Source organism: Rhizobacter sp., from assembly GCF_046595475.1.
Taxonomy (GTDB): domain Bacteria; phylum Pseudomonadota; class Gammaproteobacteria; order Burkholderiales; family Burkholderiaceae_C; genus Rhizobacter.
Genome location: NZ_JBKJOQ010000029.1, coordinates 30,075 through 52,672 on the forward strand (window position 1 = coordinate 30,075; position 22,598 = coordinate 52,672).

Consider the following 22,598-nt stretch of genomic DNA (forward strand, 5'->3'; position numbering starts at 1 on the left):
GGGTTTCGCGATGCAAAATTTTGCGAAACTGCGTCAAAATGCTTTCCATGAAAAGCAAAGAGGATCAAAAGCCCGCGATCCAGGTGCTTGAGCGCATGTTCTCGCTGCTGGATCTGTTGGCGACGCACCAGGATCCGGTGTCGCTGAAGTTCATCAGTGAACAGACCGGCCTACACCCTTCCACGGCCCACCGCATCCTGAACGACCTGACGGTCGGCCGCTACGTCGACCGACCTGAGGCTGGCAGCTATCGCCTGGGTATGCGCCTGCTGGAGATGGGCAACCTCGTGAAGGCTCGCCTCGACGTGCGCGATGCCGCACTGGGCCCCATGCGCGAGCTGCACAAGCTCACCCACCAGCCCGTCAACCTGTCGATGCGCCAAGGAGACGAGATCGTCTACATCGAGCGCACCTACAGCGAGCGCTCGGGCATGCAGGTCGTGCGCGCGGTGGGCGGCCGCGCGCCTTTGCACCTCACATCCGTGGGCAAGCTCTTTCTGGCCCATGACGACCCGCAACGTGTGCGGGCCTACGCCACCCGCACCGGCCTGGCCGGCCACACACGCAACAGCATCACCGATGTGAGCATGCTCGAGCGCGAGCTCTCCAAAGTCTTGCAGTACGGCACCGCGCGCGACGATGAAGAGCTGGAGCTGGGCGTGCGCTGCATGGCAGCGGGCATCCTCGACGACCAGGGCAAGCTGGTGGCCGGCTTGTCGATCTCGGCGCCCGCCGATCGGCTGGAAGAAGGCTGGCTGGAGCGACTCAAGTCGACTGCTTCGCAGATTTCATCTGCGCTGGGGCATCGCGGTGTGTAGCTTGTGGCCCGCCAAAGCAAAGAGCCCGGCATGCCGGGCTCTTTGCTTTGGGAAACGGGTATGTAGATCAGGAGGTGAGCTTTGGCGTTTCGAGCACGACGGGCTCGCTGGCGGCAGGTGCCGCTTCCGGCAGGGACACCGCTGCCGGCACCACGATCACCGGGGACGCTTGCACGGCGGCAGGTAATACGACGGCTGCCGCTGCCGGCCTGATCGCCACGGGCAACTCACTCACCCAGCGGCGTACGCGCTCGGCGTCGCCAATTCGCGAATACTTGCCGGCGGAATCAAGGAACACCATGATCAGCTGCCGACCCGCCAGCTTGGCCTGCATCACCAGGCAGCGGCCTGCCTCGCTGATGTAGCCGGTCTTTTGCAGGCTGATGTCCCACTCGGGGTTGCGCACCAGGCCATTGGTGTTTCGAAATTGAACTTGCCGGCGACCCACCGCCACCTGATGCTCAGGCGAAGTCGACAGCTCACGGATTACGGCGTAGTTGTGCGCGGCATTGACCAGGGTCGCCAGATCGCGGGCGCTCGACTGGTTGTGGCTCGACAGCCCCGTGGGCTCCACATACTTCGTGTTGGCCATGCCCAGGTCGACCGTCTTACGGTTCATCGCGGCCACGAACACATCGAGGCCACCCGGGTAGGTACGACCCAGCGCGTGTGCCGCGCGGTTCTCTGAAGACATGAGCGCCAGGTGCAGCATCTCGCCACGCGTGAGCTGGGTGCCCACGGTGAGGCGCGAGCGGCTGCCCTTTTCGGTGTCGACATCGGCCTGGGTGACGGTCAGCACCTCGTCCATTGGCAGTTTGGCTTCGGTCACGACCAGCGCGGTCATGAGCTTGGTCAGTGATGCGATCGGCAACACCGCCTGCGAATTTTTGCTGAAGAGAACCTCGTTGGTCTCTTGGTCCATGACCAGCGCGACGCTGGACTTCAGGTCGAGCGGGTCGGTGGTGCCATGCAGGCCGTAGACCTGGCCGAACGAAGGCTTGGCCGGAACGAACACGGCCCGCGAGCGCAGGCTGGTGCGCTTGACGCCACGCACCACGACCACCTTGGCGTTGACGCCCGACGCCTTGGACACAACAGCTGCGCGCTTCTTGGCTGGCTTGACAGCAGCCCCTGCCGACAAAGGCAGGCAGAAGGCAACCATCAGCGCGATCAAACCACGCATGACGGACGACGCTGACTTTTGTGTAAGTACCACCACCACAACAACCCCTTGACGCTCGGTCGCCCAAGTGTAGGTGAAAGAAAAAAACCTCGCAAGATCAAAAACTTGCGCCGTTTTTCTCAACTCAGACTAAGGAGTTGTCAGGTGTGTGACAAATATCACCCCTGTGCAGCGACGCGCTCGTTCTTGCTGTGCAGCTTGTTCAACGCTGCGAGGTAGGCCTTGGCTGACGCAACCACGATGTCGGGGTCAGAACCCACGCCATTGACGACACGCCCACCGTGTTGCAGCCGTACCGTCACCTCGCCCTGCGATTCTGTGCTTCCCGAGGTGATGGCATTTACCGAATAGAGCAGCATTTCAGCGCCAGATTTCAGCTTTGACTCGATGGCTTTGAGACTGGCATCGACGGGACCGTTGCCTTCACTTTGGGCATGGTGCTCGGTTTCACCGGCGGCAAACGCCACCTTGGCGTGGGGCCGCTCGCCCGTCTCGGAGTGCTGCGCCAATGAAAGCAACCGGTAGTACTCGTGCTCGGCGGTGACCGACTCGTCCATCACCAGGGCGAGGATGTCTTCGTCGAAAATGTCGCTCTTGCGATCGGCCAGCTCCTTGAACCTTGCAAACGCCGAATTGATGTCGGCTTCAGAGTGCATCTCGATGCCCAACTCTTGTAGTCGCTGCTTGAACGCGTTGCGCCCCGACAGCTTGCCCAGCACGATCTTGTTGGCTGCCCAGCCCACGTCTTCGGCCCGCATGATTTCATAGGTGTCACGCGCCTTGAGCACTCCGTCTTGGTGAATGCCAGAGGCATGGGCAAAGGCATTGGCACCCACCACTGCCTTATTGGGCTGCACCACAAAGCCGGTGGTCTGCGAGACCAAGCGCGAGACCGGAACGATCTGCGAGACATCGATGTCGAGCGACAAGCCGAAGTAGTCCTTGCGTGTGCGCACGGCCATCACCACCTCTTCCAATGCACAGTTGCCGGCCCGCTCGCCTAGGCCGTTGATGGTGCATTCGATCTGGCGCGCGCCGCCGATCTTCACCCCGGCCAGTGAGTTGGCCACCGCCATCCCAAGGTCGTTGTGGCAGTGCACCGACCACACGGCCTTGTCGGCGTTGGGAATTCGGTTGCGTAGATCGAGGATGAAGTTGCCGTACAGCTCGGGGATCGCGTAGCCCACGGTGTCGGGGATGTTGATCGTGGTCGCTCCTTCGGCAATCACCGCCTCGAGCACTCGGCACAAGAAGTCGGGGTCAGAGCGGTAGCCGTCTTCGGGCGAGAACTCGACGTCGCCCGACAGGTTGCGCGCAAAGCGCGTCGACAAGCGCGCCTGCTCGAACACCTGATCGGGCGTCATGCGCAGCTTCTTTTCCATGTGCAACGCACTGGTGGCCAGGAACAGGTGAATGCGCGTGGACTTGCCGCCTTGCAGCGCCTCGGCAGCGCGCGCAATGTCGCGGTCGTTCGCACGCGCCAGCGAGCAGACGGTGCAGTCCTTGATGGCCTGGGCGATCGCCTTCACGGCTTCGAAGTCCCCATTGGACGATGCCGCAAAACCGGCCTCGATCACATCGACCTTTAGTCGCTCTAGCTGGCGCGCGATGCGCAGCTTCTCGTCTTTGGTCATCGATGCGCCGGGGGATTGCTCGCCGTCACGCAAGGTGGTGTCGAAGATGATCAGTTTGTCGGTGGTCATGGCTGTCTCCTGGGTACTGTCCGTATGTTAGGCGACCACCGCCTGGGCGAAGCTCAGTTGGCCCAGGCGCTGGGCCCGGTGCAGCCCCGAGGTGATGGCCTTCAATGATGCCGAGACGATGTTGGAATCGATGCCCACGCCGAACAGGGTGACGGCATCGCCTATGCGCAGCTCGAGATAGGCCACGGCCTTGGCATCGGCCCCGCTGCCGATGGCGTGCTCGTGGTAGTCGAGCACACGCACCTGGGTTGCCAGCTTGCGGTTCACGCCTTCTACGAACGCATCGATTGGCCCTGCGCCCACGCCTTCGACGCCCAGGCCTTGCCCGCCGAGCTCGACGGTCGTCGACAAGCGCACCTGCCCTGGCGCCGCCTCTGATATGTTCGCGTGCACGACCTGAGCGCCCCACGCACCGTCCACGCTGTACTCGCGTTGAAAGATGTTCCACAGCTCAGTGGCCGTCAGCTCCTTGCCGGTGTCGTCCATCACGGCCTGCACCACCTGGCTGAACTCGATTTGCAGGCGGCGTGGCAACTCCACGCCGTACTCGCTTTCCAGCAAATACGAAATGCCACCCTTGCCCGACTGGCTGTTGACGCGGATCACGGCGTCATAGCTTCGCCCGAGGTCTTTCGGGTCGATGGGCAGGTAAGGCATGTTCCACACGTCGCTGTCTTGGCGTGCAGCAAACGCTTTCTTGATGGCGTCTTGATGTGAGCCAGAAAACGAGGTGTAGACAAGGTCACCGACATACGGGTGCCGCGGGTGCACGGGCAACTGGTTGCAGTGCTCGACGCAGCGTCGCACTTCATCAATATCAGAAAAGTCGAGCCCCGGTGCCACGCCTTGGGTGTAGAGGTTAAGCGCGATGTTGACCAAATCGACATTGCCGGTGCGCTCACCATTGCCGAACAAGCAGCCTTCGATGCGATCGGCACCCGCCATCAGCGCCAGTTCACCAGCGGCAGTGCCGGTGCCACGGTCGTTATGAGGGTGCACCGAGAGCACAACCGCATCGCGCCGGGCGATGTGGCGGTGCATCCACTCAACCATGTCGGCAAACACATTGGGCGTGGAAGACTCGACGGTCGTCGGCAAGTTGACGATGCATTTGTGGCTCTGCGTCGGCTGCCAGACACCTGTGACGGCATCGACGATGCGCTTGGCGAAATCGAGTTCGGTGTTCGAGAACATTTCGGGCGAGTACTCGAAACGCCATTCGGTTTCGGGCTGCGCCTCGGCCAGTTGTTTCATCAACTGGGCATGCTCCACGGCCAGTGCAACCACATCGTCTTCGTCGAGGCCCAGCACCACCTTGCGCATCATGGGAGAGGTCGCGTTGTAGAGGTGAACGATGACCCGCTTGGCACCCACCAGAGACGCGAAGGTGCGGCGAATCAAGGGCTCACGCGCCTGCGTCAACACCTGAATCGTCACGTCGTCAGGAATGACATCTTTCTCGATCAGCGTGCGGATAAAGTCAAATTCGGTCTGCGATGCAGACGGGAAACCGACCTCGATCTCCTTGAAGCCGATCCCCAGCAGCATTTCGAACATGCGCAGTTTGCGCTGCTGGTCCATCGGCTCGATCAGGGCCTGGTTGCCATCGCGCAGGTCGGTGCTCAGCCAGATCGGCGCATGTGTCAGCACGGCGTCGGGCCAGGTGCGGTCACGCAAGGCGACGGGGGTGAAAGGTCGGTACTTCAAGTGCGGTTGCGTCAACATCATGGTGAACCTTTGGTGAGTCGGGTCACAACCAGCACGCTCAGAAAGCAAAACGGCCCGATGCTGGTTGCATACGGGCCGTTGAGAGCGAAAACGAGTAGACGTGAACGATCAGTGAGCCCGTGGTACCTCTAGTAGGGCTAGCGCGAAAGTGGTCAAGAACGTCATGGAGGCGAATATAGCACGCAGCTTTTCAGCGGTGCAGGCCCTCTTCATCGGGCTCGTCCATCGAGATGGCAATCACGCTGACGGGCCGGCCCTTGATGCGCTTCCAGACATACACGCCATAGCCGGACAAGGCATAGATGCAGAACAGGGTGAACAGCACTGAAGGTGCATGGATGTTGATCACAGCGATGCCCAAGGCAATTGCCACGATCACGATAAACGGTACCGAGCGCTTAAAGCTCACGTCCTTGAAGCTGTAGAAAGGCACGTTGGTCACCATGGTGAGGCCAGCAAACATCGCAAACGCAAATGCCGTCCAGCGCAACCACTCGCCTTCGTTGGCGACCTTGAAGCCTGAGTCGTCCATCAGCCAGATGAAACCCATCACCAAGGCCGCTGCCGCAGGGCTGGGCAAGCCTTGGAAGAAGCGCTTGTCGACCACGGTGAGATTGGTATTGAAACGGGCCAAACGCAGCGCTGCGCATGAGCAATACACGAAGGCCGCAATCCAGCCCAGCTTGCCCAGGCCTTTGAGCGCCCACTCGTACATGATCAAGGCGGGAGCCGCACCGAACGAGACCATGTCGGACAAGCTGTCCATCTGCTCGCCAAAGGTGCTCTGAGTGTTGGTCATGCGGGCCACGCGCCCGTCGAGGCTGTCGAGCACCATCGCGCAGAAGATGCCGATGGCCGATTGCTCGAAGCGGCCATTCATGGCCATCACGATCGCATAGAAGCCGCCGAACAAGGCCGCCAGCGTGAAGAGATTGGGCAGGATGTAGATGCCCTTGCGACGCGGGCGCGGAGGTGCGTCGTTCGGGTCTGCCAGCGCCTGTTCGCCGTCGTGCATCTCGTTCATGACCCTGTAGGTTGGAAGGCAGTGAGCCCGGAAGGATACCGCAGCAGGCAACAAAAAAGCCGCAAGGTTTCCCCTGCGGCCTCTCATCATCTGCAACCGAATATCAGTTCTTCGACTGGTCGACCAGACGGTTCTTCTTGATCCACGGCATCATGGCGCGCAGCTGCTCGCCCACTTGCTCGATGGGGTGCTCAGCCGTCAAGCGGCGGCGCGACAGCAGGGTCGGCGCACCTGCCTTGTTTTCCAGGATGAAGCTCTTGGCGTACTCACCGGTCTGGATGTCCTTGAGCACTTGGCGCATCGCGTTCTTGGTGTCGTCGGTGACGATCTTCGGCCCCGTCACGTACTCGCCGTACTCGGCGTTGTTGGAGATCGAGTAGTTCATGTTGGCGATGCCGCCTTCATAGATCAGATCGACGATCAGCTTCAGTTCATGCAGGCACTCGAAATAGGCCATCTCCGGCGCGTAGCCCGCCTCGGTCAGCGTCTCGAAACCGGCCTTGATCAGTTCGACCGCACCGCCGCACAGCACGGCTTGCTCGCCGAACAGGTCGGTTTCTGTTTCTTCACGGAAGTTGGTTTCGATCACACCAGCCTTGCCGCCACCATTGGCCGCTGCGTAGCTCAGGGCCAGGTCACGCGCCTTGCCGCTTTTGTCGGCGTGCACGGCGATCAGGTGCGGCACGCCGCCGCCTTGGGCGTAGGTCGAGCGCACGGTGTGGCCCGGCGCCTTGGGGGCGACCATCCACACGTCGAGGTCGGCGCGCGGAACCACTTGCCCGTAGTGCACGTTGAAGCCGTGAGCGAAGGCAAGAGAAGCGCCTTGCTTGATGTGGGGTTCGACGTCGTTGGTGTAGACGGCAGCGATCTGCTCATCGGGCAGCAGCAGCATCACGATGTCGGCCGACTTCACTGCGTCTGCAATCTCCGCGACCTTCAGGCCAGCCTTCTCGACCTTGCTCCACGACGCGCCTCCCTTGCGCAAACCGACGGTGACCTTCACGCCGCTGTCGTTTAGGTTTTGTGCGTGCGCATGGCCTTGCGAGCCGTAGCCGATGATCGCGACGTTCTTGCCCTTCACCAGGCTCAAGTCGGCGTCCTTGTCGTAGTAAACCTTCATGTCTATCTCCTTCGATAACAGTTCAATGCGGGGTTTCGGTGTGATGAATCACGCGCGCAGAATGCGCTCGCCGCGACCGATCCCGCTGGTGCCGGTGCGCACGGTTTCCAGAATGGCGGTGCGGTCGATGGCCTCGATGAAGGCATCGAGCTTGGACGCATCGCCGGTCAACTCCATGGTGTAGCTTTTTTCGGTCACGTCGATGATGCGGCCGCGGAAAATATCGGCCATGCGCTTCATTTCATCGCGCTCTTTGCCTACAGCCCGCACCTTGATGAGCATCAGCTCGCGCTCGGTGTAGCTGCCTTCGGTGAGGTCAACGACCTTCACCACTTCGATCAGGCGATTCAGGTGCTTGGTGATCTGCTCGATGACGTCATCGGACCCGGTGGTCACGATGGTCATACGCGACAGCGACGGGTCTTCCGTCGGCGCCACGGTCAAGCTCTCGATGTTGTAGCCACGAGCCGAAAACAAGGCGACGACACGCGACAGCGCGCCGGGCTCGTTTTCGAGCAGCAAGGCAATGATGTGTTTCATGTTCTTTGAAGCGCGCTCTTCACACCATTGGCGGTAACCAATGGCCCTTGGCCACGCTGTCCACGGTGAACGGTTAAGAAATCGCTGAAGGTGGTCCGCGCATCTTCTGGGCTTTTGGGTGAGCGCGGTAACGCACACCCCCGGCCGAGATTCAGCGCATCACAGGTCTTCAGACCCCAAGAGCATTTCGGAAATGCCTTTGCCCGCCTGCACCATCGGCCAGACGTTTTCCGTCGGATCGGTGCGAATGTCGAGGAACACGGTGCGATCCTTGAGCTTGATGGCTTCGCGCAGCGCTGGCTCTACGTCAGCCGGCTTCTCGACCAGCAGGCCCACATGGCCGTAGGCCTCGGCGAGTTTCACGAAGTCGGGCAGCGCATCCATGTAGCTGTGCGAGTAGCGGCCACCGTAGTCGATCTCTTGCCACTGTCGCACCATGCCGAGGTAGCGGTTGTTCAGCGACACGATCTTCACCGGTGTCTTGTACTGTAGGCAGGTCGACAGCTCCTGGATGCACATCTGGATCGAGCCTTCGCCGGTCACACAGAACACGTCCGAGTCGGGCTTGGCCAGCTTGATGCCCATGGCGTAAGGCAGGCCCACGCCCATGGTGCCCAGCCCACCAGAGTTGATCCAGCGGCGCGGCTCTTCGAAGCGGTAGAACTGGGCGGCCCACATCTGGTGCTGGCCGACATCAGACGTGATGTAGGTGTCGCGGTTGCGCGTCAGTTCGCATAAGGTTTCAACAACGTATTGCGGCTTGATGACCTCGGTACTGTTCTTGTATTTGAGGCACTCGCGCTTGCGCCACTCGTTGATCTGGCCCCACCAGGCGGACAAGGCCTGCACGTCGGGCTTGGACTGCGCTTCCTTGATCTGGGCGATCAACTCGTGCAGCACATCTTTCACGTCGCCGACGATCGGGATGTCGACCTTCACGCGCTTGGAGATCGACGACGGGTCAATGTCGATGTGCACGATCTTGCGTTCCACCGAAGCGAAGTGCTTGGGGTTGCCGATCACGCGGTCGTCGAACCGTGCGCCAACAGCCAGCAGAACGTCGCAGTTCTGCATGGTCATGTTGGCTTCGTAGGTGCCGTGCATGCCCAGCATGCCCAGGAACTTGGGGTCGCTGGCCGGCATCGCGCCCAGACCCATCAAGGTGTTGGTGCAGGGGTACCCCAGCAAGTTGACCAGCTCGCGCAGTTCCGCCGAAGCATTGCCCAAGACCACACCACCGCCGGTGTAAATGTAGGGCCGCTTCGCCGCCAACAGCAGCTGCACGGCCTTGCGGATCTGACCGCCATGGCCCTTGCGCGCCGGGTTGTACGAGCGCATCTCGATGGTGGCTGGGTAGTGGAACGGCGCAGTCTTCTGCGACACGTCCTTCGGGATGTCGACCACCACCGGACCGGGCCTGCCGGTGCGAGCGATGTGGAAAGCCTTCTTCAAGGTCACGGCCAGGTCGCGCACGTCTTTCACCAAGAAGTTGTGTTTCACGATGGGGCGGGTGATGCCTACCGTGTCGCACTCCTGGAAGGCGTCGAGCCCGATCGCAGCAGTGGGAACCTGGCCGGTGATGATCACCATCGGGATCGAGTCCATATATGCCGTGGCGATGCCCGTCACGGCATTGGTTACGCCGGGGCCTGAAGTGACCAGCGCCACGCCGACGTTGCCGGTGGCACGCGCATAGCCATCGGCAGCGTGTACGGCCGCCTGCTCATGGCGCACCAGCACATGCTCGATGCTTTCTTGCTTGTACAGGGCGTCGTAGATGTAGAGGACCGCACCACCCGGATAGCCCCAGAGGAATTTGACGCCTTCAGCTTGAAGGCAGCGGACCAGGATTTCAGAGCCGTTAGGCTCGGCATTAGAGGTTTGCGGTTGCTGCGCCAAGGCGGCGCGCTTGAGTTCCGCGGCAGACATGTCCATGTTGAACCTTTGTGAATTTCTCTAACGAAAAACCATCGGTGCACCTCTCCTCGCCCTCGTGAGGCGGGTGTGGTACCTGCTGAGTCATTAAAACAAGGAGCCCAGGTCGGGCCGCCAAATTAAGACCAGTTGTTGTGCAAACGAGCATTATAAGACCGCTTCCGCCCCAAGCACTGAGCTTGGTTTGAGCGATGCGATAATCCGGCCCGTTTCGGCAGGCTGCGGCCTGAGGCGCTCCACTTGGCATCTGACAAAGAACTTTCGGACTTTCTGAAAAGCGTCGAAAAACGCGCTTTCAAGCGCGTGGCGTATGCCGTGCGGGACGACGATGCCGCGCTCGACATCGTTCAAGACTCGATGATCCGCCTGGCTGAAAAGTACATCGACCGGCCTGCGGCCGAACTTCCGCTCGTTTTTCAGCGCATCCTCTCCAACGCCACCATGGACTGGTTTCGCCGCCAGAAGGTGCGCAACGCCGTCGTTCGAAACTTTTCCGAGTACGAATCCTCAAGCGACGATGGAGATTTCGATCTGCTGGAAACTTTGGCGTCGCAGAATGAGTCTTCCTCCACGGAAAGCGCTGCGGAGTCGGTTTCACGGGCTCAGATCCTGCTAGCGATTGATGGTGAAGTGTCCAAGCTGCCGACGCGTCAACGAGAAGCCTTCCTACTGCGTTACTGGGAGGAACTCGATGTCGCTGAAACCGCTTCTGTGATGGGATGTTCGCAGGGAAGTGTCAAGACGCATTGCTCGCGTGCCGTGCATGCCTTGGCCGACGCCTTGAAGGCAAAGGGAATAGTGCTATGAACAACATCAATCTTCGACCCTACGCCCCTGCCGAGCTTGACGCCCTTGAAGCGCGCCTGGCTTTTCGCCTCACTGCGCGCCTGACCGAGCGCACCGCCGAGCTCCCCGCCGACGTGAGCGAGCGGCTGCGCTTCGCCCGCGAGCAAGCCCTGTCGCGCGCCCGTGCAGTGCGCTCTGCCAAGGCCGTGGAGCCGTCGGTCGTGGTTGGCTCGGGTACCACCCTTTCCTTGGGGCGCGGCCATGGTGGCTCGGGCTGGTGGGTTCAGCTCGCTGCCGCGGTGCCCCTGGTTGCGCTGGTCGGCGGCTTGGTGCTGATACAGAAGATGCATGACCGCAGCCAGATTGCCGCTGCCGCCGAAATCGACGCCTCATTGCTGGCCGACGACTTGCCCCCTTCTGCCTACAGCGACCCGGGGTTTGTGGAGTTCCTGAAAGCTCCTCGCGATTAACCGGTGCCGTCATGACTTCCACCCGGTTGATCCCACCCTCGCGGCGTGTATCAGCACGGCGCAGTTTTTCTAGCCTGTGGCTCGCGGTTTGCGCTCTTTCAATGGCCCCGTTGCTGAGCGAGGCGCAAACCTCGCCCGCCCCCGTCCCGGCGAAGCCAGCCAGCCCCGCAGCAGAAGGCCCTAGCTGGGCATCGCTGAGCACGACCCAGAAAAGCGCGCTGAAGCCGCTTGAGCGCGAATGGGGAAGCATCGACCCCACCCGCAAGGGCAAGTGGCTCGACATCGCAACCAAGTTCCCGACCATGCCAGCCGACGAGCAGGCGCGCATCCAAACCCGCATGGAAGACTGGGCCAAGCTCAGCCCTCGTGAACGCGGGCAGGCTCGCATGAACTACAAAGAGGCGCAGCGAGTTCCGGCCCAGGAGCGCAGGGACAGTTGGGAAGCCTACAAGGCGCTGCCACCCGAACAGCGCAAGCAATTGGCCGCCCGCGCCGTACCTCCTGCACGCAAGGCACCCGCAAACGACCAGCCTGGCGAATCGGCTGGCACCAAGTCCAACGTGGTGCCCAACTCGTCCTACGCACCTCGCCCGAAAGCGGTGGCCCCGACCGTGGCCCAGGCACAACCCGGCGCGACCACCAACCTGATCAACAAGCGCGCCAGCCCACCTGCTCACCAGCCCGCCGGCCTGCCCAAGATCGCCGTCAGCCCAGGCTTTGTTGATCAATCCACCTTGTTGCCCAAGCGAGGACCGCAAGGCGCGGCCACTCGCTCTGCTGCGGCCTCCGCGCCCGTCCCACCTCGCCCATGATCGACGCCGTGGCCGCAGGGGCCTATGGGGCCGCGGCCCCTCACCTTTTGCGTCGGATGGCCAGCCTCGTCTACGAAGGCCTGATCCTGTTCGGCATGTTGCTCATTCCGGGTGCGGTTGGAGCAGTCATCGTGGCCGTCACAGGCCTGCAGCATTCGACCATCGGCGATGTCGTACTCGAGGTGATCAGCTTCGGTCTCTATGCCTCGTATTTCACCTGGTTCTGGTCGACCCGTGGGCAGACTCTGCCCATGCAAACATGGCGAATTCAGGTCGTCACCGCCAGCGGCCAAAATCTGACCCGACCGCGTGCCTTCGCACGCTACCTCGCCAGCTGGCTCTGGGTCGCCCCCGCTGCAGCCCTGACCGTGCTGAACCACTGGAACGTGAGAGAGCAACCGCGCGCCGTCGCAGCCTGCATTGCGTTGAGCGTTTTAGGCTATGCCATGCTCGCACTGGCGCTTCCTCAGCGGCAGTTCCTGCACGACATTCTGTGCGGTACGCGCCTCATCGACGCCCTGCCAGAGCCTCGTCGCCCGGCATAGGCGTCAAATGCTCAGGGCACAATCGCCGCCCATGAGCAATCCATTCAAGGGCCGCACCGGCTTCGACAGAGTCATTCGCGCCACCGGCTATTCATTCGAAGGCCTGAAGACAGCGTATCGTGGTGAGAGCGCCTTTCGCCAGGAAACCTGGCTAGCGGTCATCCTGATCCCTTCCGCATTTTTGGTCGGTCGCACCTGGGTCGAGGTGGCCCTGCTGGTGGGCTCGGTGCTGCTGGTGATGATCGTGGAGCTGCTCAACTCGGGCATCGAAGCAGCCATCGACCGCGTTTCGTTCGAGCTGCATGACTTGTCCAAGCGGGCCAAGGACCTGGCAAGCGCCGCCGTGTTTCTCTCACTGGTGCTGTGCGGCGGGCTGTGGGCGGCTGCTTTGTGGCATCGCTTCCTGTGAGCAAGCTGTCGCTGTGCGTGTACTGCGGTTCTCGCAAGGGCGGAAAGCCAGCGTATGAAGCGGTCGCCCAGCATGTGGGCTCGCTGATCGGCGAGCGCGGCTGGCAACTGGTGTACGGTGGCGGCAATGCAGGCCTCATGGGCACAGTGGCCAACGCCGCACTCGCAGCGGGGGCTCCGGTCATCGGGGTCATCCCGCACTCGTTGATGGAACGCGAGCTCGGGCACCCAGGCCTCACCGAGCTGCACGTGGTCAACACCATGCATGAGCGTAAGCGGCTGATGGCCGAGCGGGCCGACGCATTCCTGGCGCTGCCCGGCGGCATCGGCACCTTCGAAGAGCTATTCGAGGTCTGGACTTGGCAGCAGCTGGGTTATCACGACAAACCCGTCGGGTTGTTGAACGCAGAGGGCTACTACGACGCCCTGCTCTCCTTCATCGCGCAAGCAGTTGGCGAGGGCTTCGTGCCACCCGCGCAGCACCAGTTGCTGCAAGTGGCAAGCGACCCGGTAGAGCTACTCGATCGACTTGGCGCGCAGGCACGGCGGGCAACAGCGCCCGACGACTACCGCCAGATCTAGGCGCAAAAGAGCCCGCTCGCAGCGGGCTTCGATTGACGCCACCAGAGCGCGTCAGACAGCGGCTTCGTCGGTCTCGCCGGTGCGGATGCGAACCACTTGCTCCACGGCCGTGACGAAAATCTTGCCGTCACCGATCTTGCCGGTCTTGGCCGCCTTCACGATGGCCTCGATGCAACGATCCACATCGCCATCTTTCACCACCACCTCGACCTTCACCTTGGGCAGGAAATCGACCACGTACTCGGCGCCGCGGTACAGCTCGGTGTGCCCCTTCTGGCGCCCGAAGCCCTTCACCTCGGTAACGGTGAGCCCCGTCACACCTACATCGGCCAACGCCTCACGCACTTCCTCGAGCTTGAACGGCTTCACAATCGCTGTGATCTGTTTCATGGCGGTCTCCGGGGCAAATAGGTTGACGGTAGTTTAAGCGCGGAACTTCGAGGTGATGGGGTAGCGCCAGTCTCGCCCGAACGCCCGATGGGTGATTCGGATGCCAATGGGTGCCTGCCGACGCTTGTACTCGTTGATCTTGATCAGGCGCGTGACGCGCTCCACGTCGGCGGCTGCATAGCCGGCCGCGATGATTTCGTCCAGGCCCTGGTCGTCTTCCATGTAGCGTTGCAAGATGCCGTCGAGCACCTCATACGCAGGCAGGCTGTCTTGGTCGGTCTGGTCGGGCCGCAGCTCGGCCGAGGGCGGCCGCGTGATGATGCGCTGAGGGATGACTTCTGAGCCCTGGGCGTTGCGCCAAATGGCCAGTCGATAGACCAGCGTCTTGGCCACATCCTTGATGACCGCGAAACCGCCGGCCATGTCACCGTACAGCGTGCAGTAGCCTGTGGCCATCTCGCTCTTGTTGCCGGTGGTCAGCACAATGGTGCCGAACTTGTTGGACAAGGCCATCAGCAAGGTCCCGCGGATGCGCGCCTGTATGTTTTCTTCGGTCGCGTCTTCCTTCAGCCCGGCGAACTCGCCCGCAAGGCTTTGCCGGAAGGCGTCGAACATGGGCACGATGGATATCTCGTCGTAGCGCACGCCGAGGCGCTCGGCCATGTCGCGAGCATCGATCCATGAAATGTCGGCGGTGTAGGGTGACGGCATCATCACGGTGCGCACCTTGTCGGCGCCCAGCGCGTCGACTGCGACTGCCAACACCAGGGCCGAGTCAATGCCACCGCTCAAGCCCAGCAATATGCCGGGGAAACCGTTCTTGACTATGTAGTCGCGCACGCCGGTCACCAGCGCGCCCCAAACCTGGGCTTCGATCTCAGGCACAGCAGCCACCGAGCCACTGACAGAGTCGCAGCCCACGTCGACCAGGGTGAGTGATTCTTCAAAGAACGGCGCGCGCGCCGCGACCCGGCCCTGTGCATCCAGCGCAAACGACGCACCATCAAACACCACCTCGTCTTGGCCGCCGCTCAGATGCGCATAGAGCAGAGGCAAGCCCACGTCGCGAGCGCGTAGCGCCATGCGCTCTTCGCGCTCGGTCACCTTGCCCACATGGAACGGCGACGCGTTGATCACGCACAGCACCTCTGCGCCTGCCGCCTTGGCGGCTCGCGCAGGCTCGTCAAACCAGGCGTCTTCGCAGATGTTGAGGCCGAACTTCAGCCCTTCTACATCGAACACCACCGCCCCCTGCCCCGCATCGCGGCCCGCCGCAAAATATCGCCGCTCGTCGAACACCTGGTAGTTGGGCAGCTCGCGTTTGCAATACGTGGCGAGCACCTTGCCCCCACTCAGCACCGAGGCCGCGTTGTAGCGCTGCTGCACGGCATGCGACTTCGACCTAACATCTCCCCGCTCACCCCACTGATGCGGATGCCCCACCACCACATGCAAACCCGGCAGATCGGCCAAGGCCTCGGCACACTCGGCCAGCGCGTGCGCGCAAGACTGCATGAACGCTGGGCGCAGCAACAGATCTTCGGGCGGATAGCCGCACAGGCCGAGCTCGGGTGTGAGCACCAGACGAGCGCCCTGTTCGTAGGCGCGCCGCGAAAACTCGACGATCTTGCGGGCGTTGCCGGCCAGATCGCCCACCGTGGCATTGATTTGCGCGAGTGCTACTTTGACCCGTGGGCTGGATGACATATGCGTGAAAAAAAAGGCTCGAACGATTATGTCATTCGGGTTCTCGACCACCCCTCTGAAGTGGACGCTGCGCAATGGAACGCACTGCTTGAAGCTCAGCCCTGTGCCACGCCTTTCATGCGCCACGAATACCTGCTGGCCATGCACGAGTCGGCCAGCGCCATCGAAAGCACCGGTTGGACGCCTCGGTTCCTCGTGCTGCATGAAGGCGCCCAGCTCGTGGCGGCCTGCCCGCTGTATTTGAAGGCTCACTCGTACGGCGAATATGTTTTCGACTGGGCCTGGGCCGACGCTTACCAGCGCCACGGTCTGCGTTACTACCCCAAGCTCTTGAGCGCCGTGCCATTCACGCCCGTGCCCGGCCCGCGGCTCCTGGCGCACGACAACTCGGCGCGCATTGCGCTGCTAGAAGCCATGAAGCAGTTTGCACAACAGGCCAAGCTGTCATCGGCCCACGTGCTATTTCTCGATGACAACGACCAAGATGCCGCCCGCTCTGCCGGCTGGATGATGCGCAGCACGGTGCAGTTTCACTGGGTCAACCGAGAGCCCGAGACGTACACAGATTTCGCTGATTTCCTGGCCAGCCTGCAGCGCGAGAAGCGCAAGAAGATCCAGCAAGAACGCCGCCGCGTGCAAGACGCGGGTGTCAGCTTCACCACCCTTCAGGGCGAGCAGATCACCGATGCCGATTGGGATTTCTTCTATCGCTGCTACACCCTCACCTATCGCGCGCACCACTCCTCGCCCTACCTCACGCGCGACTTCTTCTCACGCATGGCGCGCCACATGCCCCAGCACTGGTTGCTCTTCATCGCATGGCGAAACGGCGAGCGCATTGCGGCCTCGCTGATCGCCATAGACCCCGCGCGGCGCAGCGCCTTTGGCCGCTACTGGGGCGCGACGGAGCACGTTTCCTGCCTGCACTTCGAGGCCTGCTACTACCAGCCGCTGGCCTGGTGCGTCGCCCAGGGCTACCAGCGCTTTGAAGGAGGCGCACAAGGTGAGCACAAGATGGCGCGCGGCCTGCTTCCGGTGCAGACCTGGTCGGCACACTGGCTGGCACACCCTCAGTTTGCGCAGGCCGTGGCAGATTTTCTGGCGCGTGAAGGCGAAGGGGTAGAGAGCTATCTCGACGAGCTAAACGAGCGCCGGCCGTTCAAGGCTTGAAGTCGCCCGCCACCGCGCTCACGAAATTCTCAGGCTTGATGTAGGTGCGCAAGGCAGCGTTGACCTGTTCCAAGGTCAGCTTGCTCAAGGCATCGTCCACGCGCGCCGACACTGCGAAGGTGCGCCCCAGGTCGAGGTTGCCTGCCAGCGCTCCGGCCAAGTTGCGGTCTTGGGCACGTGACAGCTGTCGGAAGGCCAGCAGCCCGCGCTTGCCTTCGGCCAGCTCCTGTGCGGTGAAGCCATCTTTGTGCGCACGCACCAGCTCCTCCCGGAAGGCGGCCTCCACCTTGGCCAGGTTTTGTGGGGCAAAGATGGCGCTGCCTTGCCACACCGAGTGCGGCTCGTGGCTGTTCCAGCTGACCGAGCTGCGCACATCGTATGAAAGCCCCTCGGATTCGCGAATGCGCTTCCACAGGCGCGATTGCCCACCCGAGCCCAGCAGGAAGTTCGCCATCGTCAGCGCCGGGTAGTCGGCGTCGGTGTCGGACAGCGGCACGCTCAGGCGCACCAGCAAGGTGGCGTTTTGCTTGTCGGGTGTTTCGAGCTGCAGCCGCTGCGGCTTCACCGGCAACAAAGGCTGCGGCACACGCGCATAGGGCTCACCATTGCCCCAGCCCACAAACGCTTTGTCTAGCGCAGCGCGCACTGCTGCCACGTCCATATCACCCGCCGCACCGAACTCAGCGCGCGCCGCGCCATAGAAGCGCTTGTGAAACGCCCGCAGCTGCTCGACGGTGGCGCCATTCACGTCGCTCACCGTCTCGTCGAAGGTGCTCACGTAGCGCACGTCGCCACGCGGGTAGGTGCTGCGCAAGCGAGACAACGCGTTGTCGGCCACCGCCTCAGGCTCCTTGCGTTGCTGCTCCACATCGGCCACCACCTGACGCTTTAGCTCGCCCAGAGCATCTGCCGGGAAGACGGGGTTGCGCAGCAAGTCACTTACGAGCGCGATGGCGGCAGGCAGATGCTCGCGGCGCGAAGTCAGGCTGACACTCACCCGCCCCCGGCCACCGCTGATGCGCATTTCAGTTTTCAACTCGTCGAGTTGGTCTTGTATCTGCTGGCGTGAACGCGTGGCCGTACCCTTGTCGAGCATGGCCGCCACCATGTCGGACAGCTCGCCTTGGCCGAAGAGAGTCTTCTCATCACCGAAGTTCAGCGTCAGCACTGCTTGAACCGCCGAACCTCGCGCAGGCTTGGGCAGCAAAGCCACTTTCAAGCCCCCCACTGCGAAGCGCTGCGTGAGCTTGTCGATGTTTGCGGGTGTGGCGTCAAAGGCCGCCACCGTGGCCACCCCTTCCTGCGGTTTGAAGTTCTTCAATTCGGCGGCCACGTCGACCCTGGCAGGTGCCGGAGCACGCGCCGGTTTGTCGGTAGGGAGGTACAGCCCCAAGGTGCGGTTCGAAGGCAGCAAGCGCTGCTCGGCCACGCGTTGCACGTCAGCAAGCTTGAGGTCGCGCACCCGATCGCGGATCAGAAAGAAAAGGCGCCAGTCGCCCTGTGCCACCGATTCGCTCAGCGCCACACCAACGGTCTCGGGGTTGGTGAACGCCTGTTCCCAGCCTTTGGCCCACTGGGCCTGGGCACGCTTCAGCTCTTCTTCGGTGATGGGCTCGCGTGCCACCGATTCGATCGTGGCGAGCATCTCGGTGCGAGCGGCATCCACCTCTTGCCCAGGCGCCAGCTGTGCACCAAAAAGCGTAAAGCCTGGCTCGGCCAGGCCTTGCGCAAAGGCATACGTGCCTGCCGCGAGTTGCTTGGCAATGAGCCGCTTGTGCAGGCGGCCGGCGGGCGTGTCGCCCATGATCAGGTCGATCACCTCCACGGCGGCAAAGTCGGGGTGCGCTGCAGGCGGCACGTGGTAGCCCACCAGCAGCAGCGGCACGCCGCCTGTGCGGCGCAGCGTGATGCTGCGCTCACCGTCTTGCACCGCATCGAGCGTGTACTGCACTGGCAGTTTGCGTGTGGGCTTCTTGATCTTGCCGAACGATTGCGTTACCCAACCCAGCACCTTGCCCGGCTCAAATTTGCCGGCCACGATCAGCGTGGCGTTGTCGGGCTGGTAGTACTGGCGGTAAAAAGCCTGCAGGCGGGGAATGTCGACGTTCTCGACATCGGCGCGGGCACCAATGGTGTTTTTGCCGTAGTTGTGCCACTGGTACATGGTGGCCAGCGTCTTCTCGAAGAGGATGCGATCGGGGCTGTTTTCGCCCATCTCCATCTCGTTGCGCACCACGGTCATCTCGGTGTCGAGATCCTTGCGGGCGATGAAGCTGTTGACCATGCCATCAGCCTGCCAAGCCAGGTACCACTTCAGGTTGTCGTCGTTGGTCGAGAAGCTGGCGAAATAGTTGGTGCGGTCGAACCAGGTGCTGCCGTTGGCAGCGAGGCCACGCTTGGTGAACTCCCCCAGCAGGTTGCGGTGCGTGGGGGTGCCCTTGAACAGCAGGTGTTCGAGCAGGTGGGCCATGCCGGTCTCGCCGTAGTTTTCTTGGCGAGATCCCACGTGGTAGGTCATGTTGACCGTGGTGGTGGGCTTGGAGTCATCGGGAATCAGCAGCAGCTGCAAGCCATTGGCAAGCCGGTACTCGGTAATGCCTTCGACGGCCTGCACCCGCGTCAGCCCGACTGGGAGGCTTTGCGCCAGTGCTGCAGGGCCGAAAAGCACAGCAACGAGCACAGCACTGGAGCACAGAAATCGACGCAGCATGGAGGAGGCTCGCATAAGCAAAGGGGTCAGTGTAGAGGTGCGATCTGCAGGGCAAGTTCCAGCACCGACTGCCCTGAAACGACAAAAGGAGCCGAAGCTCCCTTTGCGCAGACGACCGACCTCAGGCTCGGTTCAGAGCGGCTTCTTGTAGGCAGCCATGCCTGCGCGAATTTCCTCCTTCGCCGACTCGGGGCCTTCCCAGCCCTGCACCTTCACCCACTTGCCCGCTTCGAGGTCTTTGTAGTGCTCGAAGAAATGCTGAATGGCCTTCAAGCGCATCTGATTGATGTCTTCAGGCTTCTGCCAGTGCGTATAGATGGGCAGCACCTTGTCGATGGGCACGGCGAGTAGCTTGCTGTCGCCACCGGCCTCGTCTTCCATTTTCAGCACACCGATGGGGCGGCAGGTCACGACCACGCCGGGCGAAAGCGGGAATGGCGTGATCACCAGCACGTCGACCGGGTCACCGTCGTCAGACAGCGTCTGCGGCACGTAGCCATAGTTGCAGGGGTAGTGCATCGCCGTGGTCATGAAGCGGTCGACGAACAAGGCGCCACTCTCCTTGTCGACTTCGTACTTGATCGGGTCGGCGTTCATCGGAATTTCGATGATCACGTTGAACTGGTCGGGCGCCTTGGCGCCGGGGGTCACGTTGTGCAGGCTCATGGTGTTTTGATAAGTGCGCGGGAAAACCCGAATTTTACTCGCGCGTCTTGCGGGGCTCCGATGCATGCCACCCGGCGCCCCGACCGATGGAAAACACCATGCGCGGTTCGTTGCCTTGTCTCGGGCCTTCCCGTAGCATGCCCCGCTGACCCGCCCGTACCTGCTTGCCAGGTGAAATAGCGGTGGGCCTGTCTCTCTCAAATGCGTGAACAACCGAAACGAGGAGTCCCACCGATGTCGACGAATTTGGCGCTTTACTTTGCGCTTGCCTGCGGTGTTGCCGCAGTACTTTACGGCTTCGTTCAGCGAAGCTGGATCCTGAGTCAAAGCGCCGGCAACGCGCGCATGCAGGAAATCGCTTCTGCCATCCAGCAAGGCGCCGCCGCATACCTCGCACGCCAATACAAGACCATCGCCATCGTGGGAGTGGTGCTGGCCGTGCTCATCGGTCTGTTTCTTGACATCACCACCGCCGTCGGCTTCGTGCTCGGCGCCGTGCTCTCGGGCGCCTGCGGCTTCATCGGCATGAACGTGTCGGTCAAGGCCAATGTGCGCACGGCAGAAGCCGCCACCAAAGGCATTGCGCCTGCACTGGCCGTCGCCTTCAAGGGCGGCGCCATCACCGGCATGCTGGTGGTAGGCCTGGGCCTGTTGGGCGTGACCATCTTCTTCATGTACCTCACAGGCAACGCGAGCAACACAGCCAATCTCTCGGCTTCGCTCAAGCCGCTGCTGGGCTTTGCTTTTGGCGCCTCGCTGATTTCGATCTTTGCGCGGCTGGGCGGCGGCATCTTCACCAAGGGCGCCGACGTCGGCGCCGACCTGGTGGGCAAGGTTGAAGCCGGCATCCCCGAAGACGACCCGCGCAACCCCGCGGTGATCGCCGACAACGTGGGCGACAACGTCGGCGACTGCGCCGGCATGGCTGCCGACCTGTTCGAAACCTACGCCGTCACGCTCATCGCCACCATGGCACTCGGTGCCCTGATGGTGACGGGCACGACCACGCTCAACGCCGTGATCTACCCGCTGCTGCTGGGTGGCGTGTCGATCATCGCGTCGATCATCGGCTGCAGCTTCGTCAAGGCATCGCCGGGCATGAAGAACGTGATGCCAGCGCTGTACAAGGGCCTGGCCGTGGCGGGGGTGTTGTCGCTCATCGCCTTCTACTTCGTCACCTCGACGCTGTTCCCGCAGGCACTGACCTTGAACGACGGCCGCACGGTAACGTCAATGGCCCTGTTCGGAACCTGCATCGTCGGCCTCGTGCTGACGGCCGCGATGGTGTGGATCACCGAGTACTACACCGGTACGCAATACAAGCCCGTGCAACACATCGCACAGGCATCGACCACCGGCCACGGCACCAATATCATCGCTGGCCTTGGCGTGTCGATGCGCTCGACTGCATGGCCCGTCATCTTCGTGTGCATTGCCATCCTGGTGGCCTATCAGCTGGCTGGCTTGTTCGGCATTGCGATTGCTGCAACCTCCATGCTCAGCATGGCGGGCATCGTGGTCGCCCTTGATGCTTACGGCCCCATCACCGACAACGCCGGCGGCATTGCCGAGATGGCTGAGCTGCCCAAGAGCGTGCGTGATGTGACCGACCCACTCGACGCGGTGGGCAACACCACCAAGGCCGTGACCAAGGGCTACGCCATCGGCTCGGCCGGCCTGGCCGCGCTGGTGCTGTTTGCCGATTACACCCACTCGCTCGAAGCCCTGGGTATGAAGGTCACCTTCGATCTGAGCGAGCCGCGCGTCATCGTCGGCCTGTTCATCGGCGGCTTAATTCCCTACCTCTTCGGCGCCATGGCCATGGAAGCCGTAGGCCGTGCCGCAGGCGCAGTGGTGGAAGAAGTGCGCCGCCAGTTCCGCGACATCAAAGGCATCATGGAAGGCACAGCCAAGCCCGAGTACGGCCGTGCCGTCGACATGCTGACCACTGCCGCAATCAAGGAAATGATCATCCCCAGCTTGCTGCCGGTTGTCGTGCCCATTCTGGTGGGTTTGCTGCTCGGCCCGGCCGCTCTCGGCGGCTTGCTGATGGGCACCATCGTCACCGGCCTCTTCGTCGCCATTTCGATGTGCACGGGCGGCGGCGCCTGGGACAACGCCAAGAAGTACATCGAAGACGGCCACCACGGCGGCAAGGGCTCTGAGGCCCACAAAGCTGCCGTCACCGGCGACACCGTAGGCGACCCGTACAAAGACACGGCTGGCCCGGCAGTAAACCCGCTGATCAAGATCATCAACATAGTGGCACTGCTGATCGTGCCGCTGTTGCCGATGAGCCTG

The 22,598-nt window shown here is 62.2% G+C and carries 20 protein-coding genes; 9 read left to right on the forward strand and 11 right to left on the reverse strand.

Translation table 11 applies throughout. The annotated features are described in order from the left end of the window. Positions 1 to 47 precede the first annotated feature (47 nt). The gene (locus AC30QB_RS05450) at positions 48 to 818 is read left to right on the forward strand and encodes an IclR family transcriptional regulator (RefSeq protein ID WP_489545170.1); all 771 of its coding nucleotides are present in this window, start codon (positions 48 to 50) and stop codon (positions 816 to 818) included. Positions 819 to 885: 67 nt separating this feature from the next. On the opposite strand, the gene pbpG is transcribed toward AC30QB_RS05450, so the two are convergent. From pbpG to AC30QB_RS05485, 7 genes are all read right to left on the reverse strand, one after another. Next, positions 886 to 2,001: a D-alanyl-D-alanine endopeptidase gene (gene pbpG / locus AC30QB_RS05455; protein ID WP_489545171.1), complete on the reverse strand. Its 1,116-nt coding sequence runs from the start codon at positions 1,999 to 2,001 to the stop codon at positions 886 to 888. Positions 2,002 to 2,159: 158 nt separating this feature from the next. Continuing rightward, positions 2,160 to 3,704, reverse strand: coding sequence for a 2-isopropylmalate synthase (locus AC30QB_RS05460; RefSeq protein WP_489545172.1), 1,545 nt, complete (start codon positions 3,702 to 3,704; stop codon positions 2,160 to 2,162). A 27-nt stretch (positions 3,705 to 3,731) separates the two neighbouring features. After that, the gene (gene leuA / locus AC30QB_RS05465) at positions 3,732 to 5,429 is read right to left on the reverse strand and encodes a 2-isopropylmalate synthase (RefSeq protein WP_489545188.1); all 1,698 of its coding nucleotides are present in this window, start codon (positions 5,427 to 5,429) and stop codon (positions 3,732 to 3,734) included. 193 nt (positions 5,430 to 5,622) lie between these two features. Beyond that, complete coding sequence (pssA, locus tag AC30QB_RS05470) at positions 5,623 to 6,447, reverse strand: CDP-diacylglycerol--serine O-phosphatidyltransferase (protein WP_489545189.1); 825 nt, start codon at positions 6,445 to 6,447, stop codon at positions 5,623 to 5,625. A gap of 112 nt (positions 6,448 to 6,559) precedes the next feature. Continuing rightward, entirely contained in the window at positions 6,560 to 7,576 is a 1,017-nt protein-coding gene (ilvC, locus tag AC30QB_RS05475) for a ketol-acid reductoisomerase (protein ID WP_489545173.1), read from the reverse strand. A gap of 48 nt (positions 7,577 to 7,624) precedes the next feature. Then, positions 7,625 to 8,116, reverse strand: coding sequence for an acetolactate synthase small subunit (gene ilvN, locus AC30QB_RS05480; RefSeq protein ID WP_489545174.1), 492 nt, complete (start codon positions 8,114 to 8,116; stop codon positions 7,625 to 7,627). Positions 8,117 to 8,275: 159 nt separating this feature from the next. Next, complete coding sequence (locus AC30QB_RS05485) at positions 8,276 to 10,051, reverse strand: acetolactate synthase 3 catalytic subunit (RefSeq protein ID WP_489545175.1); 1,776 nt, start codon at positions 10,049 to 10,051, stop codon at positions 8,276 to 8,278. Between the two features lie 240 nt (positions 10,052 to 10,291). Between AC30QB_RS05485 and AC30QB_RS05490 the strand changes: the two genes are divergently transcribed. From AC30QB_RS05490 to AC30QB_RS05515, 6 genes are all read left to right on the forward strand, one after another. Further along, a complete protein-coding gene (locus AC30QB_RS05490) occupies positions 10,292 to 10,858 on the forward strand; it encodes an RNA polymerase sigma factor (RefSeq protein WP_489545176.1) in 567 nt (188 codons plus the stop codon). Then, positions 10,855 to 11,307, forward strand: coding sequence for a DUF3619 family protein (locus AC30QB_RS05495; RefSeq protein ID WP_489545177.1), 453 nt, complete (start codon positions 10,855 to 10,857; stop codon positions 11,305 to 11,307). The genes AC30QB_RS05490 and AC30QB_RS05495 overlap by 4 nt, the downstream gene beginning before the upstream one ends. A 101-nt stretch (positions 11,308 to 11,408) precedes the next feature. Then, complete coding sequence (locus AC30QB_RS05500; RefSeq protein ID WP_489545178.1) at positions 11,409 to 12,119, forward strand: DUF3106 domain-containing protein; 711 nt, start codon at positions 11,409 to 11,411, stop codon at positions 12,117 to 12,119. After that, positions 12,116 to 12,664, forward strand: a complete 549-nt coding sequence (locus tag AC30QB_RS05505) for an RDD family protein (protein WP_489545179.1) — start codon at positions 12,116 to 12,118, stop codon at positions 12,662 to 12,664. The genes AC30QB_RS05500 and AC30QB_RS05505 overlap by 4 nt, the downstream gene beginning before the upstream one ends. A gap of 31 nt (positions 12,665 to 12,695) precedes the next feature. Further along, entirely contained in the window at positions 12,696 to 13,073 is a 378-nt protein-coding gene (locus AC30QB_RS05510; RefSeq protein WP_489545180.1) for a diacylglycerol kinase, read from the forward strand. Continuing rightward, positions 13,070 to 13,654: an LOG family protein gene (locus AC30QB_RS05515; RefSeq protein WP_489545181.1), complete on the forward strand. Its 585-nt coding sequence runs from the start codon at positions 13,070 to 13,072 to the stop codon at positions 13,652 to 13,654. Before AC30QB_RS05510 ends, AC30QB_RS05515 begins: the two co-directional genes overlap by 4 nt. 51 nt (positions 13,655 to 13,705) lie before the next feature. Here the strand turns inward: AC30QB_RS05515 and AC30QB_RS05520 are convergent, their stop codons facing one another. Together AC30QB_RS05520 and AC30QB_RS05525 are read right to left on the reverse strand one after the other, a co-directional pair. Continuing rightward, a complete protein-coding gene (locus AC30QB_RS05520; protein WP_489545182.1) occupies positions 13,706 to 14,044 on the reverse strand; it encodes a P-II family nitrogen regulator in 339 nt (112 codons plus the stop codon). A gap of 33 nt (positions 14,045 to 14,077) precedes the next feature. Further along, positions 14,078 to 15,751, reverse strand: a complete 1,674-nt coding sequence (locus tag AC30QB_RS05525; protein ID WP_489545183.1) for an NAD+ synthase — start codon at positions 15,749 to 15,751, stop codon at positions 14,078 to 14,080. On the opposite strand from AC30QB_RS05525, the gene AC30QB_RS05530 reads away from it, so the two are divergent. Next, entirely contained in the window at positions 15,752 to 16,921 is a 1,170-nt protein-coding gene (locus AC30QB_RS05530) for a GNAT family N-acetyltransferase (RefSeq protein ID WP_489545184.1), read from the forward strand. It abuts the gene before it with no gap. Here AC30QB_RS05530 and AC30QB_RS05535 read toward each other — a convergent pair. After that, entirely contained in the window at positions 16,911 to 19,646 is a 2,736-nt protein-coding gene (locus tag AC30QB_RS05535; RefSeq protein ID WP_489545185.1) for a M16 family metallopeptidase, read from the reverse strand. The two genes, AC30QB_RS05530 and AC30QB_RS05535, sit on opposite strands and share 11 nt — an antisense overlap. Positions 19,647 to 19,763: 117 nt before the next feature. Continuing rightward, positions 19,764 to 20,297: an inorganic diphosphatase gene (ppa, locus tag AC30QB_RS05540; protein ID WP_489545186.1), complete on the reverse strand. Its 534-nt coding sequence runs from the start codon at positions 20,295 to 20,297 to the stop codon at positions 19,764 to 19,766. Positions 20,298 to 20,531: 234 nt separating this feature from the next. On the opposite strand from ppa, the gene AC30QB_RS05545 reads away from it, so the two are divergent. Beyond that, positions 20,532 to 22,598 (forward strand): sodium-translocating pyrophosphatase (locus AC30QB_RS05545; protein ID WP_489545187.1); only part of this gene is annotated, 2,067 nt, incomplete at its 3' end.